Source organism: Phocaeicola oris (assembly GCF_021295095.1).
Lineage (GTDB): Bacteria > Bacteroidota > Bacteroidia > Bacteroidales > Bacteroidaceae > Phocaeicola > Phocaeicola oris.
In genome coordinates this window covers 69,688-87,867 of the sequence record NZ_JAJLQX010000012.1, presented here as the reverse complement: position 1 = coordinate 87,867, position 18,180 = coordinate 69,688, and the positions used below count along the sequence as shown (strand labels likewise).

At 38.4% G+C, this 18,180-nt stretch carries 15 protein-coding genes and 1 tRNA gene; 9 read left to right on the top strand and 7 right to left on the bottom strand.

Features of this window, described 5'->3' with window-relative positions; genetic code table 11:
• Positions 1 to 62: 62 nt before the first annotated feature.
• The 6 genes from mnmG (at position 63) to deoC (ending at position 6,346) form a co-directional block, all read left to right on the top strand.
• Positions 63 to 1,934 (top strand): tRNA uridine-5-carboxymethylaminomethyl(34) synthesis enzyme MnmG, encoded by a 1,872-nt coding sequence (mnmG, locus tag LO761_RS07650; RefSeq protein ID WP_272817694.1) that lies wholly within the window; start codon positions 63 to 65, stop codon positions 1,932 to 1,934.
• Between the two features lie 57 nt (positions 1,935 to 1,991).
• Positions 1,992 to 2,528, top strand: a complete 537-nt coding sequence (locus tag LO761_RS07645) for an adenine phosphoribosyltransferase (RefSeq protein WP_272817693.1) — start codon at positions 1,992 to 1,994, stop codon at positions 2,526 to 2,528.
• Positions 2,529 to 2,533: 5 nt separating this feature from the next.
• Positions 2,534 to 4,366, top strand: coding sequence for an excinuclease ABC subunit UvrC (gene uvrC, locus LO761_RS07640; RefSeq protein ID WP_272817692.1), 1,833 nt, complete (start codon positions 2,534 to 2,536; stop codon positions 4,364 to 4,366).
• Positions 4,367 to 4,372: 6 nt separating this feature from the next.
• Positions 4,373 to 4,825: a D-aminoacyl-tRNA deacylase gene (gene dtd / locus LO761_RS07635; RefSeq protein WP_272817691.1), complete on the top strand. Its 453-nt coding sequence runs from the start codon at positions 4,373 to 4,375 to the stop codon at positions 4,823 to 4,825.
• Positions 4,826 to 5,079: 254 nt separating this feature from the next.
• Complete coding sequence (locus LO761_RS07630) at positions 5,080 to 5,424, top strand: nucleotide pyrophosphohydrolase (RefSeq protein WP_272817706.1); 345 nt, start codon at positions 5,080 to 5,082, stop codon at positions 5,422 to 5,424.
• A 1-nt stretch (position 5,425) separates the two neighbouring features.
• Positions 5,426 to 6,346: a deoxyribose-phosphate aldolase gene (gene deoC, locus LO761_RS07625; RefSeq protein WP_272817705.1), complete on the top strand. Its 921-nt coding sequence runs from the start codon at positions 5,426 to 5,428 to the stop codon at positions 6,344 to 6,346.
• Positions 6,347 to 6,677: 331 nt separating this feature from the next.
• Here the strand turns inward: deoC and LO761_RS07620 are convergent, their stop codons facing one another.
• Positions 6,678 to 7,652, bottom strand: a complete 975-nt coding sequence (locus tag LO761_RS07620; protein WP_272817690.1) for a polyprenyl synthetase family protein — start codon at positions 7,650 to 7,652, stop codon at positions 6,678 to 6,680.
• An 87-nt stretch (positions 7,653 to 7,739) separates the two neighbouring features.
• Between LO761_RS07620 and polA the strand changes: the two genes are divergently transcribed.
• From polA to ychF, 3 genes are all read left to right on the top strand, one after another.
• Positions 7,740 to 10,628 (top strand): DNA polymerase I, encoded by a 2,889-nt coding sequence (gene polA, locus LO761_RS07615; RefSeq protein ID WP_272817689.1) that lies wholly within the window; start codon positions 7,740 to 7,742, stop codon positions 10,626 to 10,628.
• Positions 10,629 to 10,945: 317 nt separating this feature from the next.
• Positions 10,946 to 11,332, top strand: a complete 387-nt coding sequence (locus LO761_RS07610) for a DUF3836 domain-containing protein (protein WP_272817688.1) — start codon at positions 10,946 to 10,948, stop codon at positions 11,330 to 11,332.
• Positions 11,333 to 11,497: 165 nt separating this feature from the next.
• Positions 11,498 to 12,604 carry a redox-regulated ATPase YchF gene (gene ychF, locus LO761_RS07605; RefSeq protein WP_272817687.1) on the top strand — a complete coding sequence of 369 codons (1,107 nt, stop codon included), beginning with the start codon at positions 11,498 to 11,500 and terminating at the stop codon, positions 12,602 to 12,604.
• Between the two features lie 68 nt (positions 12,605 to 12,672).
• Here ychF and mutS read toward each other — a convergent pair whose 3' ends face one another.
• From mutS to LO761_RS07575, 6 genes are all read right to left on the bottom strand, one after another.
• Positions 12,673 to 15,291 (bottom strand): DNA mismatch repair protein MutS, encoded by a 2,619-nt coding sequence (mutS, locus tag LO761_RS07600; RefSeq protein WP_272817686.1) that lies wholly within the window; start codon positions 15,289 to 15,291, stop codon positions 12,673 to 12,675.
• Positions 15,292 to 15,506: 215 nt separating this feature from the next.
• Positions 15,507 to 15,680, bottom strand: coding sequence for a hypothetical protein (locus LO761_RS07595; protein WP_272817685.1), 174 nt, complete (start codon positions 15,678 to 15,680; stop codon positions 15,507 to 15,509).
• Positions 15,681 to 15,816: 136 nt separating this feature from the next.
• Positions 15,817 to 16,230: a hypothetical protein gene (locus LO761_RS07590; RefSeq protein ID WP_272817684.1), complete on the bottom strand. Its 414-nt coding sequence runs from the start codon at positions 16,228 to 16,230 to the stop codon at positions 15,817 to 15,819.
• A complete protein-coding gene (locus LO761_RS07585) occupies positions 16,227 to 16,658 on the bottom strand; it encodes a hypothetical protein (RefSeq protein WP_272817683.1) in 432 nt (143 codons plus the stop codon). The genes LO761_RS07590 and LO761_RS07585 overlap by 4 nt, the downstream gene beginning before the upstream one ends.
• 276 nt (positions 16,659 to 16,934) lie before the next feature.
• A complete protein-coding gene (locus LO761_RS07580) occupies positions 16,935 to 17,342 on the bottom strand; it encodes a hypothetical protein (RefSeq protein ID WP_272817682.1) in 408 nt (135 codons plus the stop codon).
• Between the two features lie 583 nt (positions 17,343 to 17,925).
• Positions 17,926 to 17,999: transfer RNA gene (locus LO761_RS07575), tRNA-Gln, on the bottom strand.
• Between the last annotated feature and the right edge of the window lie 181 nt (positions 18,000 to 18,180).

The window sequence follows — 18,180 nt, the reverse complement described above, 5'->3', positions numbered from 1 at the left end:
TAAAAGGTTTTACACATTGACAAACTTTTCGTAATTTTGCAAAGCTAAAGGAAAGGACATTCATGGAGTTCAAATATGATGTTATAGTTGTTGGCGCAGGTCACGCGGGCTGTGAAGCTGCCGCCGCCGCCGCTAACTTAGGCGCTAATACCTGTCTTATCACTATGGATATGAACAAGATAGCGCAAATGAGCTGTAATCCGGCAGTGGGAGGTATAGCGAAAGGTCAGATTGTTCGTGAGGTAGACGCATTAGGCGGATACATGGGAATAGTAACTGACCGATGTGCCATTCAGTTCCGTATGTTGAACCGTTCGAAAGGTCCAGCTATGTGGAGTCCGAGAGCTCAATGCGATCGAGAGAAATTCATTTGGACATGGCGTGAAGTTTTAGAAAACATCCCCAACCTTCATATCTGGCAAGATACAGCAGAAGAACTCCTTATAGAAAAAGGTGAAGTAATAGGCCTGACCACTATATGGGGCGTCACCTTTAAAGCGAAAAGCGTGGTGATTACCACCGGCACCTTTCTGAATGGTCTGATGCATATAGGAAGAAAAATGGTTCCCGGTGGAAGAACTGCCGAACCGGCTTCCTATCACCTTACTGAATCCATCACAGCAAACGGTATCACTTCAGGAAGAATGAAAACAGGCACCCCTGTTCGGATAGATAGCCGAAGTGTCCACTTCGAAGATATGGAGCCTCAAAAAGGAGAAGATGACTTTCATCATTTTTCTTTTATGGGAGAATCTCGCAAACTTAAACAATTAAATTGTTGGACGTGTTTTACAAACCCTAAAGTACATAACATTCTAAGAAGCGGACTCTCAGACTCTCCATTATATAATGGACAGATAAAGAGTATTGGGCCACGTTATTGCCCAAGTATTGAGACAAAGCTTTTCACTTTCCCCAATAAAGAACAACATCAACTGTTTCTTGAACCGGAGGGTGAAACGACAAATGAAATGTACCTTAACGGATTCTCATCGTCACTTCCTATTGACATTCAACTAACGGCGTTAAAAAAGATTCCTGCGTTCAGGGATTTGGAGATTTACCGCTCAGGGTATGCCATTGAATACGATTATTTCGATCCAACTCTGTTGCAACATACTTTAGAATCAAAAGTTGTGAAGAACTTATTCCTCGCCGGTCAGGTAAATGGAACAACAGGCTATGAAGAAGCGGCAGGTCAAGGCATTATTGCCGGAATTAATGCTGCAATTAACTGTAATGGCGGCAAACCTTTTATTCTGGGACGCGACGAAGCATATATCGGTGTACTGATAGATGACTTGGTTACTAAAGGTGTAGACGAACCTTACCGTATGTTCACCTCAAGAGCCGAATACAGGATTCTACTTCGTCAAGACGACGCGGACATGCGTTTGACAGAGAAATCATTTAATATCGGTTTGGCAAAAAAAGACCGGTACGACCGCATGATTAGCAAAAGAGACGCTATCACGTCAATGATTGATTTCATTGGATCTTATCCCATCAAGGCTGATAAGATTAATCCTGCGCTCGAAAAATTAGGAACAACTCCACTCTCTCGTGGTTGCAAGCTGATAGATCTAATTAACCGTCCTCAAATATCTTTGAAGGATATCGCAGAATATATTCCTGCTTTAAAAGATCGTTTGGACAAACAGACCGATCGAAAAGAAGAAATCATGGAAGCCACTGAAGTCCGGATAAAGTATAGTGGATATATCGAGCGGGAGAAAATCATCGCCAACAAGATTCAGCGCTTGGAATCCATAAAGATAAAAGGTAAATTCGATTATGATCAATTGAAAGAGCTGACAATTGAGGCACGTCAGAAATTAAAAAAGATAAATCCGGTGACACTTGCTCAAGCCAGTAGAATCCCGGGCATATCACCGAGCGACATTAATGTATTGCTCGTTCTATTGGGAAGATAAAGCAAAAAAGTTTCACGTGAAACAATTTATTTAAGAATCAAATATAAAAGACTGGATATGAATAAAAAGGAGTTATTGGAAAACGTTAGGACAATACCTGATTTTCCTATTAAAGGTATTTTATTTTATGATGTTACTACCTTGTTTAAAAACGCGAAATGTTTAAAATATATGGTTGATGACCTCTATGATTACTATAAGGATAAAGGTATCACAAAAGTAGTCGGTATCGAATCAAGAGGATTTGTTCTTGGAGGAGCCATTGCTGAAAAATTAAACGCCGGATTAATTATGGCAAGAAAACCCGGGAAACTTCCTGCAGAAGTTATGGAAGAGACGTACGACAAAGAATACGGCAAAGATACCATTCAGATTCATAAGGATGCGCTCTCGAAAGATGACATTGTGCTCTTACACGACGATCTGCTCGCCACAGGTGGAACAATGGCTGCATGCGAGCGCTTGGTAAAACAGTTCGGTGTGAAAAAGATATACGTCAATTTCATTATCGAAATAGAAGATCTGAAAGGACGTGAGATCTTCCCGAAAGATATAGATATCCACACTCTTCTTTCTGTCCACGAGCACAATTGATAAGAATGAAAGAACAAGAAGAACAAAAAAGAATGGAATACCTAAAGGGAATCGTACATAGCCTCCCCGAAGGACCTGGAATTTATCAATACAGGAACCAAGAAGGCTCCATTATCTACGTAGGTAAAGCAAAGAACTTAAAACGTAGAGTTTCTTCTTATTTCAATAAATACCAGCAAAGTGCAAAGACTCGTATGCTGGTCAGCAAAATTCAAGATATCCGTTACATCGTTGTCAATACAGAAGAAGACGCGCTCTTATTAGAAAACAATCTTATTAAAAAATACAAGCCACGGTATAACGTATTATTGAAAGACGACAAAACATATCCCTCACTATGTGTGACAAACGAATATTTCCCCCGTATCATAAAAACAAGAAAACGAACCAATAAAAACTGTACGTATTTTGGTCCATACAGCCAACCGCAATATATGTATACGGCGATGAATCTGATAAAAAAGCTCTACCCTTTGCGGACTTGTAATCTTGCTCTGACACCTGAGAATATTGAAAAAGGAAAATTCAAGGAATGTTTAGAGTATCACATAGGAAACTGTAAAGCTCCATGTACGGGAAAACAATCACACGAAGATTACATAAAGAATATCGAGGAAATAAAGGAAATTCTGAAAGGTAATACACAAGTGGTGAGTAATATCTTGAAAGATGAGATGTTTCGCTTATCGGAAGAACTGAAATTCGAAGATGCTCAGTTCATGAAAGATCGGTATGATTTGCTTGAGAATTACAGATCGAAAAGTGAAGTGGTCAATTCTGATATCCATAATGTCGATGTCTTTTCTATTGAGATGAGCGAGAAATCGGCATACATCAATTACCTGCATATTGTCAAAGGAAGTATCAATCAAGCTTTCACTTTCGAGTATAAGATTCGTATGAACGAAACAAAAGAGGAATTGCTCCAGCTGGGCATCGTTGAAATGCGCGAACGTTATAAAAGCACATCAAAGGAAATTATTGTACCGTTCGAACTGGATATGGAGATGGATGGCATGAACTTTACCATTCCTCAACGCGGTGAAAAGAAGCATCTGCTCGATTTGTCCATCATGAATGTGAAACAATACAAACTCGATCGCTTGAAACAGGCCGACAAATTGAATCCCGAGCAAAAGAAAGTCCGTATTCTTACAGAAATTAAGGAGCAGCTTCACATGGATAAGATGCCTGCTCATATAGAATGTTTCGATAATTCGAATATTCAGGGAAGTGACCCCGTAGCTGCATGCGTTGTCTTTAAGATGGGCAAACCAAGTAAAAAAGATTACAGAAAATATAATATAAAAACGGTGGTTGGTCCCGATGACTACGCATCCATGAAAGAAGTCGTGTTCAGACGATACCATCGACTGATGGAAGAGCAACAACCGCTCCCCGATTTAATCATTACCGATGGAGGAAAAGGTCAAATGGAAGTGGTACGCGAAGTGATAGAAAATCAATTACATCTGAATATCCTAATTGCCGGTTTAGCAAAGGATAACCATCACCGTACCAATGAGTTGCTTTATGGTTTCCCTCCACAGATTATTGGGATAAAACAAGATACACCGCTATTTCATTTGCTGGTAAATATACAAGATGAAGTGCATCGATTTGCTATAACATTCCATCGTGAGAAACGTAGCAAACGACAGATTGCATCGGTTTTGGACAAGATTGAAGGAATCGGTGAGAAACGAAAGAATGCTTTACTGAAAGTTTTTAAAAGTGTGACAAGAATAAAAAAAGCCAACGAGGAAGAAGTGGCTAAAGTCGTCGGACCGGCTGTAGCAAAAAAGGTTTTGGAATCATTAAATAACCCTCTAATATAAAACATTATGAGAATTGTCATTCAAAGAGTTAGTGAAGCATCTGTCACGATTGACGAGAAAGTGAAGAGTGCCATAAAAGAAGGCTTTATGGTCCTCATCGGTATTGAGGAATCTGATACACAAGAAGATGCAGATTGGCTGAGCAAAAAGGTAATTAACCTTCGCATCTTTAATGACGAGAATGGAGTGATGAATAAATCTATCTTGGATATTGATGGTAATATATTATTAATCAGCCAATTTACTTTACACGCCTCTTATAAAAAAGGGAATCGCCCCTCCTATATAAGGGCAGCAAAACATGAGATTTCTGTTCCTCTTTACGAATACTTCATTAAGAGATTATCAAAAGATTTGGGAAAAGAGATAAGTACCGGTGAGTTCGGCGCTGATATGAAAGTAAAATTGATAAACGACGGACCGGTAACGATATGTATGGACTCAAAAAATAAAGAGTAATTTATGAGAAAATATTTAGACTACATAGGAATTGGAGTCTTAATGCTATTAGCTTTAAAACTTCTTCTTAACATGGACATTTTTGTCTATATAGCAGCCATTATAGTCATTATAGAATTAGCATATCTGGTTTTACATTGGAAAAAAATAAAGGAAAAGTTTTATGGATGGTAATTGGAACTGCAATCCTTACTATCCTCGTCCTTTGGAAATTAGTCGCATAACCAAATTTTTAACTCATTATGGAAAACGAAATATCTTTAAAGAAAGCACAAAAGATGGTAGACGAATGGATCCATGCCTACGGCGTACGTTACTTCAGCGAACTAACTAATATGACGGCTCTAACCGAAGAAGTTGGTGAACTTGCACGTGTTATGGCAAGAAAATATGGCGATCAGTCGTTTAAATCAGGTGAAAAAGATAATTTATCCGATGAAATCGCTGATATTCTCTGGGTATTGCTCTGCATAGCCAATCAAACCGGCGTGGATGTAACGCAGGCTTTCAGAGAGAATTTAGAAAAGAAAACAAAGAGAGATAAAGATAGACATATTAATAATCCAAAATTAAAAAGTAATGGGAATCATAATCAATAAAATGCAAGAAGATGCCATTAACAATAATGGTAGTGAAAAACATGACAAGTATGCTGAAACACTGCGCCAGTACAAAACAGATTTGAAAGACGATGAAATTCAGCAAACAGTCAACAAGTTGATCACAGAAAAAGTGGAAGAAAACAACACTTTGGATGTCAAGAAGTTGTTATTTCACTGTATAGACTTGACAACTTTAAAGACAACAGACTCAGACGTCAGTGTGATGAATTTTACGAAGAAAGTGAATGCTTTTGACAATGAACACCCCGACATTCCGAATGTTGCTGCCATCTGTGTCTACCCGAACTTTGCCGAAATTGTTCACGACACGCTTGAAGCTGATAATGTAAACATCGCCTGTGTCAGTGGTGGCTTCCCTTCTTCACAAACTTTTATGGAAGTGAAAGTAGCCGAAACCGCAATGGCACTACACGATGGCGCAGACGAAATAGACATTGTTATCTCTGTCGGCAAATTTTTAAGTGGAGAATATCAGGAAATGTGCGATGAAATCGATGAATTAAAAGAAACATGTGGTAAACACACGCTGAAAGTCATCCTTGAAACCGGTGCCCTTCAGACTGCTTCGAACATAAAAAAAGCAGCTGTTCTCGCCATGTATTCCGGTGCTGACTTTATAAAAACATCAACAGGAAAGGACATTCCCGGAGCTTCACCTTTTGCTGCGTTGGTAATGTGTCAGGCAATTAAGGAATATTACAAGAAAAGCGGTCGTAAGGTGGGATTCAAACCTGCCGGAGGTATTAACAGCGTACACGAAGCACTCATCTATTATACGATAGTAAAAGAAGTTTTGGGAGAAGAATGGTTAAATAATAAGTTGTTCCGATTAGGAACCAGCCGATTAGCCAACCTGTTATTGTCAGACATCTTTGGACAAGAAACAAAGTTCTTCTAATCCGTTCGAACCATATTAATCCAATAAAAGCCTCACCGGACAATCTGTTGATGAGGCTTTTATTTATATTGCATTTTACATATTTAAATAGCAAAAATCATCTATATCATTCGAAAAAGTGATCCGCATGAATCGCCTAACTCATACGCATCAGTTGAGCAACTCATACGCATGAACCGGCCAACTCATACGTATCTCTTTACACGTTCATACGCATAAGAATTTCAATTGATCCTTATTGATTTTCAAAAGCACCTGTATCTCTTAAAAAGAAGTAATGATTACGGATCAGATTACTTAAACTCGTCGGACTCAAGTAAAAATAGGCAGATTATTTATCGCGCTCAATAACAAAATCAATGTAACAGGCAATGGCATCGCGAATAGAAACAGGAACAAGACTTTCTATCATTCTCATTGCTTTGTCACGGTATTCCCGCATCACTTTCTCCGCGTATTCTATTCCACCATTTCTTTTAACAGCTTCGATAAAACGGGCTATTTCTGAATCTGAAGCCCGAAAAGAGCGTATTCTCCGAGCAATATTGATTAACGACTCATCCTTTAACGCATTCAGCACATACAGGGACGGAAGTGTCAGCTTACCCTCGCGCATATCATTTCCCGTTGGCTTACCTATAGACAATGACGAATAATAATCAAAAATATCATCTTTTATCTGAAAAGCAATACCAACCAGATTGCCAAAGCTATAGGCTTGCTCTATCATCTCTTTGCCGGCACCTGCAGAAATAGCTCCTACGGCAGCACAAGACGAGAAAAGAGCAGCTGTTTTTTTGCGTATAACTTCAAAATAGATGCTTTCATCGAAAGAATTACTATCCACATTCGTCAACTGAACTATTTCTCCTGTTGCAAGATTGTCTCCCAATCCGGCAATAATCTGAACTATTTGAGTAGAATTTGTAAGTGCCGAATGATTCAGAGAATGAGCCATTATATAATCACCGGCCAAAACAGAAACTTTATTACCATAAACAGCATTTACCGAAGGTTGCCCGCGTCGTTCATCGCTCTCATCAACCACATCATCATGCAAAAGGCTTGCATTATGCAATAGCTCAAGTGCGATTGCCCCATGATAAGCTGCATTAGTAACCTTTCCTAATCCTTTGGCAATAAGAAGCGTAAGGATAGGACGAAGCATTTTGCCGGTGCGTTGCTTGATATGGGCAAGAACCTCATTAAGCAAAGGGTTTTCACTTTGCAACGAAGCAAAAAACAGAGTTTTGAATTCTTCGAACTCTACTACAATTGGTTCTTTTATAGCCTGAAGCTTATCCATATATAATTTTACCTACAAAAATAGTAATAAAAGCTGGAATACCGTATTTTATTAGTAAATTTACCATGAAATCTAACAATATTTAGAATGGAAAAACTTTTTCTCCTCGATGCTTATGCATTAATTTACCGTGCTTACTACGCATTTATCAAAAATCCGCGTATTAATTCGAAGGGATTCAATACGTCGGCAGTACTGGGATTTGTTAATACACTGGAAGAAGTTTTGAAAAAAGAGAATCCATCGCATATTGGCGTTGCGTTCGACCCGTCCGGTCCCACGTTCCGCCACGAAGCCTATCCGGAATATAAAGCTCAGCGCGAAGAGACTCCTGAAGTAATCAAACTTTCTGTCCCTATAATTAAAGATATAATACGCGCATACCGCATACCTATCCTTGAAGTTCCAAAATTTGAAGCCGACGATGTCATTGGCACATTAGCAACGAAAGCCGGTGCCGCGGGTATTACAACCTATATGATGACACCGGATAAGGATTACGGACAGCTGGTTAAGGAAAATATCTTTATGTACCGGCCAGCTTATGGAAAAAAAGATTTTGAGATATTAGGTGTTGATGATATCAATAAAAAATACGATATTAAAAATCCAATGCAAGTTATCGACTTATTGGGATTAATGGGTGATACAGCCGATAATATTCCGGGCTGCCCCGGCGTTGGAGAGAAAACAGCTATCAAGCTACTACAACAATTCAACTCCATAGAAAATTTGCTGCGACATACTACCGAGTTAAAAGGCGTGCTAAGAAAAAAAGTCGAAGAGAATAAGGAACAGATTTTATTCTCAAAATTCTTGGCAACAATCAAGATTGACGTTCCGATTGAACTCAATATGGACGAGTTAAAGTTGGTACAGCCGGATGAAAATAAATTAAAATCCATTTTCGATGAAATGGAATTCCGAAATTTACAAATCCGTGTTCTTCAACGGAATGGAATAGATGTTCCAATGGATGAAACTGCCGAAGCGGAAAAGAAGAAAAAATTATCCATTCAACAGCCAAGTCTTTTCGATACTACGCCATCACTTTTCGATCAGTCTGCAGAAGAAAAGAAAGTTGAACCGAAAATTCCTCCAATTCAGGGTGATTTGTTTGCTGATTTCCCGACCAATGGGACGATTGATTTGAAAAATCAAATTCTCGACAGTTTAAAAACGTTAAAAGTAGACTATCAACTCGTTGATTCTGAGAAGAAAAGGACTGATTTAATTCAAAATTTATTAACAAAAGATTTGATCAGTATAGATACAGAAACAACAAATACCGACCCTTTCTACGCAGAACTGGTCGGATTGAGCTTTTCATATCAAGAAAATCAAGCTTTCTATGTTCCTATCCCTTCCGATCAAACGGAAGCTCAAAAGGTAATGGACGAATTCCGCCCTGTGTACGAAAACGAAAACTCTATCAAAGTCGGACAAAATATTAAATACGACATAACTGTTTTAGAAAATTATCAGATAAAAGTAAAAGGGAAATTATTTGATACGATGGTAGCACATTATGTCATCCAACCGGAACTTCGTCATAATATGGATTACTTGGCCGAAAATTACCTTCACTACCGAACAGTCCACATAGAAGAACTCATCGGTCCAAAAGGCAAAGGACAGAAAAACATGCGCGACCTTTCTCCAAAAGATGTATACGAATATGCATGTGAAGACGCAGACGTCACGCTGAAGCTGAAGAATGTTTTGGAAAAAGAATTAAAGAAATACAAGGAAGAGCGGTTGTTCTACGAAATTGAAATGCCTCTCATACCTGTGCTTTGCAATATGGAGCGTAACGGTGTACGTATTGATACAAACACCCTCAAGCAAACCTCGAAAGAATATACAGAACGGATGAACCTGCTTGAGAAAGAAATTCACGAGTTAGCCGGTACCAACTTTAATATTTCTTCGCCTAAACAAGTCGGCGAAATCTTATTCGACAAAATGCATATCGTAGACAAAGCGAAGAAGACAAAAAGTGGCCAGTATGTTACAAGCGAAGAAGTGCTGGAAAGTTTACGAAACAAACACGAAATTGTCGCTAAAATTCTGGAATATCGTGGTTTGAAGAAGTTACTCGGAACGTATATTGATGCCCTTCCACTTCTTATAAATCCCAAGGACGGGCACATTCATACTTCGTTTAACCAAACCATTACAGCAACCGGCCGGCTCTCGTCCAGTAATCCGAATATACAAAACATTCCTGTCCGTAATGAAGACGGCAAGGAAATTCGCAAGGCATTTATCCCTGACGACGGATGTGAGTTCTTCTCAGCCGACTATTCACAAATAGAGTTACGTGTTATGGCACACCTTAGTAGTGACAAAAACATGATTGAAGCGTTTCTTGAGGGAGATGATATCCATGCGGCGACCGCGGCAAAGATATTCAAAAAGCCACTTGATGAAGTCAGCAAGGAGGAACGACGGAAAGCAAAGACTGCCAACTTTGGTATCATTTATGGTATTTCTGCTTTTGGCTTAGCAGAACGTATGGGCGTTTCGCGTACCGAGGCAAAACAACTGATTGACGGATACTTTATAACCTATCCGCAAATAAAAGAATACATGGATCAAAGCATACAAAAAGCCCGTATAAACGGTTATATTGAGACTATCAGCGGGCGTCGCCGCTATCTTCCGGACATTAATTCGCATAATTCCATAGTGAGAGGCTATGCCGAGCGCAATGCAATTAACGCGCCGATACAAGGATCCGCTGCCGATATTATCAAAGTAGCCATGATTCGTATATATCAAAAGTTTCAAACCGAAGGAATAAAATCTAAAATGATACTGCAAGTACACGATGAGTTGAACTTCAGTGTTTATCCTGAAGAGAAAGAAAAAGTAAAACAAATAGTACTATACGAAATGGAACACGCCTATAGCATGCAGGTTCCTCTAAAGGCCGACTATGGTTGGGGAATGAATTGGCTCGAAGCTCATTAATTTTTGATAAGTAAACAATTCTTTAGCTTTACTTTTTGAAATAAAAATATCAGACTGATAATCAAAACGTCATTTTCAGATAGATTATCAGTCTTTTTCTTTCTATTTGATATATTATTCAACTTATAATAGCTATATTTCATCTGTTTATCTAACAATTTGCTCCTGCAAACATTTAACAAATGCAAAATATGCGGTTCTTTTGCAAAAGATAGTCAAATATTTAGCAAATTGATATCTAATAAGGATTAAAACAATACCTTTGCAATGGCTTTTTAAAAGCCAAAAGTCAGAAAACAATTAAATAATATAATCTTATGAAGGCTCTAAAATTTATTAAAGTAATGCTGGTTGCAGCATGGATGTTTATGATTAACCTGAATGTTAACGCAGGTACTCCCGGTGACAATTTAGTTCGTAACGCTGAAGAAGTTAATGGAGTTATTGTTTCTGAAACCGTTTATAAAATGAATAACGGTATTTTAAACAACTACATGAAATATAATTATAAGTATAATGAGAATAATCTTCGTTCAGAGGAAGAAACTCAGAAATGGGATGCTGAAAACAACACTTGGATTAACAATGTAACCATCCATTATACTTACGATAATAAAACCATTAAGGCTGAATATTACAAATGGAATGCAAAAAAGAATCAATACATTTTGATTCCTAATATGACAGTCATAATGGATAGATAAAAAGAAATCACTAACAACTCAACACTTTTCATAAACTCATTTTTTGATAATGGGGCAGTCAGATCGACTGCCCTTTTTATTTTTCCAACTGAATTACTCTTCTTTTACAGCCATTTGCATTATCTTTGTAGTCCAATTAGAAAAATAATAAAAGAAATATAGATTATGTCATTGCAATGCGGTATAGTGGGACTCCCGAACGTAGGAAAGTCAACGCTATTTAATTGCTTGTCAAGTGCTAAAGCACAAGCAGCGAACTTTCCATTCTGTACAATCGAACCAAATGTTGGTGTAATTACCGTACCGGATGAGCGATTAAACAAGCTTGCCGAAATAGTTCATCCGGGTAGAATTGTTCCCGCAACAGTTGAAATTGTAGACATTGCAGGTCTGGTGAAGGGTGCCAGCAAAGGAGAAGGACTCGGTAACAAATTCCTTGGGAATATTCGTGAGACAGATGCTATCATTCACGTGTTGCGCTGTTTCGAAGATGATAACATTACCCATGTAGACGGAGATATCAATCCGGTTCGAGATAAGGAAGAAATTGACACTGAATTACAACTCAAGGACTTAGAAACTATTGAAAGTAGGATTTCACGTGTTCAAAAGCAGGCTGCGGCAGGTGATAAGGAAGCAAAGAAAACATACGATGTCCTAACCGCCTATCAAAAAGTGCTTGAAGAAAGTAAATCGGCACGTACTGTTCAGTTTGAAGACGAAGAAAGTCAGCGTATAGCCCATGATTTATTCTTATTAACCAATAAACCGGTGCTTTATGTTTGTAATGTAGACGATACAAGTGCCAAATCGGGCAACAAGTATGTAGAGCAAGTACGCGAGGCTATTAAAGATGAGAATGCCGAACTATTGGTTGTCGCTGCAAAAACAGAGGCAGATATCGCAGAATTGGAAACTTACGAAGACCGCCAAATGTTTTTACAAGAAATCGGACTGGAGGAGTCCGGAGTAAACCGCCTGATTAAAGCTGCATTCAAGCTTTTAAATCTTGAAACCTTTATCACTGCAGGTGAAATGGAAGTAAAAGCCTGGACATATCGCAAAGGTTGGAAAGCACCTCAGTGTGCCGGTGTTATCCATACCGACTTTGAAAAAGGTTTTATACGCGCAGAAGTGATCAAATATGACGATTATATGGCATACGGATCGGAAAATGCCGTGAAAGAGGCTGGAAAGATGTCTATTGAAGGGAAAGATTACATTGTACAAGACGGAGATATCATGCACTTCCGCTTCAACGTATCTAAGTAATATGGTCCCGATAAGATATAAGTATCTGTCTTTTGAGGATCAAAACTTTTAATATAGCCGATTGTTTGCTATTTCCCACTGACTATCTTTTTAATCTCATTCAACTTATTAAGAGCTTCAAGAGGCGTCAGATTATTCACATCTAAATTAAGTATCTCATCGCGAATCTGACAAAGAACCGGATCATCCAACTGGAAGAAACTGAGTTGTACTCCTTCTTCCCGCTTCGTTTCCACTTTCGGGCAACTCGTTCCACCTAATCCCTCACGAGTGGTTGTATCCTCCAATTGATGAAGAATCTCGTCTGCCCTTTCAACAATACTCTTAGGCATACCTGCCATCTTTGCCACATGAATACCGAAAGAGTGTTCACTACCGCCACGTTGCAGTTTACGGAGGAATATCACCTTATTATCCACTTCCTTTACGGCAACATTATAGTTCTTAATACGCTGAAACGACTTCTCCATTTCGTTCAACTCATGATAGTGAGTTGCAAAAAGAGTTTTGGCACGAGCTTTCGGATTCTCATGAATATGTTCTATAATAGCCCATGCAATAGAAATGCCATCGTAGGTCGAAGTTCCTCTCCCAAGTTCATCAAACAAGACTAAACTTTTTGGAGAGACATTGTTCAAAATACTTGCTGCCTCACTCATTTCTACCATAAAAGTAGACTCACCCATAGAGATGTTATCGCTCGCTCCCACACGAGTAAATATCTTATCCACTAAACCGATATACGCACTTTCCGCAGGAACGAAACACCCTATCTGAGCCATTAAAGTAATCAACGCCGTCTGACGCAAAAGCGCAGACTTTCCTGCCATGTTCGGACCCGTAATAATCATAATCTGCTGCGTTTCCGTATCTAAATATACATCATTGGCGATATACTTCTCGCCCACCGGCATCTGCTTTTCTATGACCGGATGTCGCCCTTGTTTAATGTCCAGTACATCTGTCGTATCTACTACCGGACGAATATAATGATTCTCTTCAGCGTCATTTGCAAAAGCCAGCAAACAATCGAGACGGGCTATCTGATTCGCGTCAATCTGAACAGCAGGAATAAACTCTCCCAACGAAAGCACCAAATCATTATATATCTTATATTCCAGCGAAGCTATCTTTTCCTCTGCTCCTAAAATCTTTTCTTCATAATCTTTCAGTTCCTGCGTAATATAACGCTCCGCGTTAACTAAAGTTTGTTTGCGAATCCAATCAGCAGGAACTTTTTCTTTATGAGCATTACGCACTTCTATATAATAGCCAAATACATTATTATAGGCTACTTTCAGACTCGGTATACCGGTCTCTTCACTCTCACGCTGCTGAACTTGCAGGAGATAATCCTTTCCGGAACGCGAAATGGTACGCAGTTCATCCAATTCTGCGCAGACTCCCGGTTTAATTACCTCCCCTTTATTCAGCATAACCGGCGCGTCATCCACTATCTCTTTCGCTATCTTATCGCGAATACTTACACATGGATTCAGATTTTCTCCTATATGCTGCAGGCTCTCATTATTAGCGTTTAGACAAGCATTCTTTATCGGTTCAATAGCCGATAAAGCGATCTTCAGTTGTACTACCTCACGCGGGGAAATTCTACCTACGGCAGCCTTTGAGATTATACGTTCCAGATCGCCTATTTCATGTAACTTATCCTGAATAAATGCTCTGAATTGGGGCTCACGAAAGAAATATTCCACCACATCCAACCGCTCATTTATCGGTTTCTCATCTTTCAGCGGGAACACCAGCCAGCGTCGCAGCAAACGTCCACCCATCGGACTGATAGTCTTATCTAATACATCAAGCAGACTGATACCGTCTTCCGTCATACTGCTCAACAATTCTAACGAGCGTATCGTAAACTTGTCCATACGGACAAACTTATCCTCCTCAATACGCGAAAGAGAAGTAATATGGCCTATCTCATAATGCTGTGTAAGATCCAAATACTGTAAGACAGCCCCCGAAGCAATGATTCCATTCTTCAGATGTTCCACTCCGAATCCTTTCAGATTCTTTGTCTCGAAATGTTTCAACAACTTCTCTCGTGCCGAATTCTCAGTAAAAACCCAGTCATCAAGCTCGTAAGTATAATATTTGTTTCCGAAATTTGTCTCAAAAGCATCCCGTTTGCCACGTTGAAAAAGCACTTCTTTCGGTCCGAAATTGCTCAGTAGCTTATCTACATAATCGAATGTCCCTTCAGCCGTAAGGAATTCGCCTGTAGAAATATCTAAAAAAGCGACACCACACGCGCCTTTTCCAAAATGAACTGCCGCAAGGAAGTTATTCTCTTTATACGACAATACGTTATCGCTGATGGCGACACCCGGAGTAACCAACTCGGTAATGCCACGCTTCACCAGTTTCTTCGCCAACTTCGGGTCTTCCAATTGGTCGCAGATGGCCACTCGTCTGCCTGCCCGTATCAGTTTAGGCAAATAAGTGTCAAGGGCATGATGGGGAAAACCGGCCATTTCTATAGACTTACCTTGCCCGTTCGCCCTTTTAGTAAGCGTTATTCCAAGTATTTGAGACGCTATAACAGCATCTTCTGAGTATGTCTCATAGAAATCTCCACAACGGAACAGCATTATCGCGTCAGGATGTTTTTGCTTGAGCGACATGAACTGCTTCATCATTGGAGTCATTACGATATCTTTCGCCATTCTGTTTTTATCTGCTTGCTTTATTAAGCAAAGATAAGCAATCTATGAAGATTTAAAAACTCAAAAAATCAAAAAAATCAGGTTCGTCACAATAATGATAAGACAAAAAGATAAGTAAAAGACTAAAAATCATATATAATATAAGCCTCCACTGCCATGAAAAAGCTTTATCGGTTCTTGATTACCATACTGCTTTTTTTGCTATTTTATTTTTCTTAAGTGCCACCCTTGTGAGCATTAGCCTCATTTGCCTGATATATTATCTGTTGAATTTCGCAAACGGTTATATCCGTTTGGTATCGGAAGACACGCTGCTTATCTTTGCTGTCCACCAGTCCATCCTTTGGCCGTTCCATCTGGCCGAATAATACGATTATCATTATTCTCATAGCGTTTCTTACCGTAGCTATCCTGTCTGTCTTTGTCTATTTGGCAAAAAAATATTGTCCGGTGCTTATTGGTAAGTTAAATTAGTCCGAACAGTTAACAGCTATTAGATATGCTCTTTTCATAATACTTTAGTATTTAAAACTCCATATTCATATTATATCCAAACCTGAACTCACTCAAAACTATGGGATAATAATCGGTACCTTTCGATTTCTGCTTCACTTCCCCTGAGAAAAGAGAAGAGGCTTCGTCGTTTTTGAAAGAAAAACCATCCGGCAACCTCGTTGGATACAATAACACACCGTAATAAGAAATAAATATAGAATCATTCCGAAAAAACATATCCACAAAGCGATAGTTACAATACACTTGCTGTAAACGATTTATTGTTGGTAAAGATTCAAAACGATGATCGTTCTTGTTCAATTCGATTTTTTTATAACCCCACATCTCTTCCTCCTTATCATCCTTACTACAGGAAACTCCCAGCGTCAGCATTGCCATTAGCAAGAACGGTAATAACCGTTTGATTGATATTTTTCGTTTCATTTTATTTTAGTATTTAAAACTCCATTTTGTATCAAATATTCATATTTGAACTCAGTTAAAACTATTGGATAATAATCGGTACCTTTCGATTTCTGCTTCACTTCCCCTGAAAAAAGAGAAGAGGCTTCTCTGTTTTTGAAAGTAAAACCATCCGGTAACCTTATTGGATACAATAACACACCGTAATAAGAAATAAAGATAGAATCACTCCGAAAAAACATATCCACAAAGCGATAGTCACAACGCACTTGCTGTAAACAATTTATTGTTGGTAAAGATTCAAAACGATGATCATCCATGTTCAATTCTATTTTTTTACAGCCATCCCACACCTCCTCATCATCATCCTTCCTACAAGAAACTCCCAGCATCAACGTTGCCATTAGCAAGAACGGCAATAACCGTTTGATTGATATTTTTGCTTTCATTTTATTTTTATTTTAAACATTACACATCAGATAAATTATATTGATACAACATAGGAACTACAAAGAATGAGGTTAATTTACCGTCATAGAAGCAATTATGTGCCCACATTGTGTCACTACACGACATTCCACGTTATAGCTGCCTTTCGGAATATCCCAATAATCACCGTTAGGACCGGTTGTAGAATTATAATAAGAACCGCTGCTTCCGGTCGGTGTCGCGCTCCAAATAAACTGACGAATGCCATATATGTTCGTTTCATAATAATATCATTTTTAGTGTTTTAGTAATACTTCATATTTGAATTCACTCAAAAGTATCGGATAGTAGTCAGTGCCATTAGGTTTCTCTCTTACTGACCCCGAAAAGACAAACGGAACTCCTTTGAGTAAAAAATCATCCGGCAATCTCGTCGGATACAATAACACACCGTAATAAGAAATAAAGATAGAATCATCCTGCGCCTTAAATAGTCTAACCAAAGGATCGTTAAAACCATACGATTCTCCATTCGTTATAAAACTTTTTGACCCATTATGTTCAAAGCGATGATCATCCATATTCAATTCAATGACTTGATATTTATCATCTAAATCATCATCCTTCCTACAAGAAACTCCCACCGTCAGCATTGCCATTAGCAAGAACAGTAATAACCTTTTGATTGATATTTTTGCTTTCATAACTGATATTATCCATAAACTAATTCATGAAAATTACATTATATTTATATACCCAATAGAATAAATAGGGCGAAGACTTATACCCAATTTATAAGAACAATCAACCGGGGAGAACACAAGTACACTCCTTTCCTTCAATCACCCCTTATAAGGTTTACAAAGAATTTTTAATTCCCTCTTTTATTATAAACGTTCGAATGAACAAAATACTGCATCTAAAATAGGAAAAAATTTTATCTATCACAATAAAAAGGTAATATTTATCGCTTCTCAAAAATAGAAAAACGAAAAACAAAAGCGTCAATCCTCATATTATATTCCTGATGTTTCATTATAAATAAATCATCTAATAGAAACTATTCGTACATTCATTCTTATCGGTTTATCGTTTCACATTAGTGATTCGATTGTTTCACAGATGTGATTCACTTGTTTCACTAATGTGATTCACTTGTTTCACTAATGTGAAACGATAAAATCTTCTGATGATTTCAGTAAATGATATAAATGATTTGATAAGTTCGTCCGTATGAAAAAGAAAATCGCCGAAATAACTTCCGACGACTTTCAAACTGCATTTGGATGGTTGGACTACCAGGACTCGAACCTGGTCAAACAGAACCAAAACCTGTTGTGCTACCATTACACCATAGTCCAATCTACAGTGCTTAATTTCTTAAAGCGCTGCAAATATACGCTTTTATATCGACACTAACCAAATAATTCTGCATTTTTTTTGAAAAGCACATTGCTTTAAAGGATTTACTTTGAAGTAAGTAAACAAAAAGCTGCCGACTATAGACTCGGAAGTTCTATAATCGACAGTTCAATAAGTTAT

Coding starts and splice junctions, on each gene's coding strand:
- mnmG (WP_272817694.1), top strand. CDS start 63: ATGGAGTTCAAATATGATGTTATAGTTGTTGGCGCAGGTCACGCGGGC.
- LO761_RS07645 (WP_272817693.1), top strand. CDS start 1,992: ATGAATAAAAAGGAGTTATTGGAAAACGTTAGGACAATACCTGATTTT.
- uvrC (WP_272817692.1), top strand. CDS start 2,534: ATGAAAGAACAAGAAGAACAAAAAAGAATGGAATACCTAAAGGGAATC.
- dtd (WP_272817691.1), top strand. CDS start 4,373: ATGAGAATTGTCATTCAAAGAGTTAGTGAAGCATCTGTCACGATTGAC.
- deoC (WP_272817705.1), top strand. CDS start 5,426: ATGCAAGAAGATGCCATTAACAATAATGGTAGTGAAAAACATGACAAG.
- LO761_RS07620 (WP_272817690.1), bottom strand. CDS start 7,652: ATGGATAAGCTTCAGGCTATAAAAGAACCAATTGTAGTAGAGTTCGAA.
- polA (WP_272817689.1), top strand. CDS start 7,740: ATGGAAAAACTTTTTCTCCTCGATGCTTATGCATTAATTTACCGTGCT.
- LO761_RS07610 (WP_272817688.1), top strand. CDS start 10,946: ATGAAGGCTCTAAAATTTATTAAAGTAATGCTGGTTGCAGCATGGATG.
- ychF (WP_272817687.1), top strand. CDS start 11,498: ATGTCATTGCAATGCGGTATAGTGGGACTCCCGAACGTAGGAAAGTCA.
- mutS (WP_272817686.1), bottom strand. CDS start 15,291: ATGGCGAAAGATATCGTAATGACTCCAATGATGAAGCAGTTCATGTCG.
- LO761_RS07595 (WP_272817685.1), bottom strand. CDS start 15,680: ATGAGAATAATGATAATCGTATTATTCGGCCAGATGGAACGGCCAAAG.
- LO761_RS07590 (WP_272817684.1), bottom strand. CDS start 16,230: ATGAAACGAAAAATATCAATCAAACGGTTATTACCGTTCTTGCTAATG.
- LO761_RS07585 (WP_272817683.1), bottom strand. CDS start 16,658: ATGAAAGCAAAAATATCAATCAAACGGTTATTGCCGTTCTTGCTAATG.
- LO761_RS07580 (WP_272817682.1), bottom strand. CDS start 17,342: ATGAAAGCAAAAATATCAATCAAAAGGTTATTACTGTTCTTGCTAATG.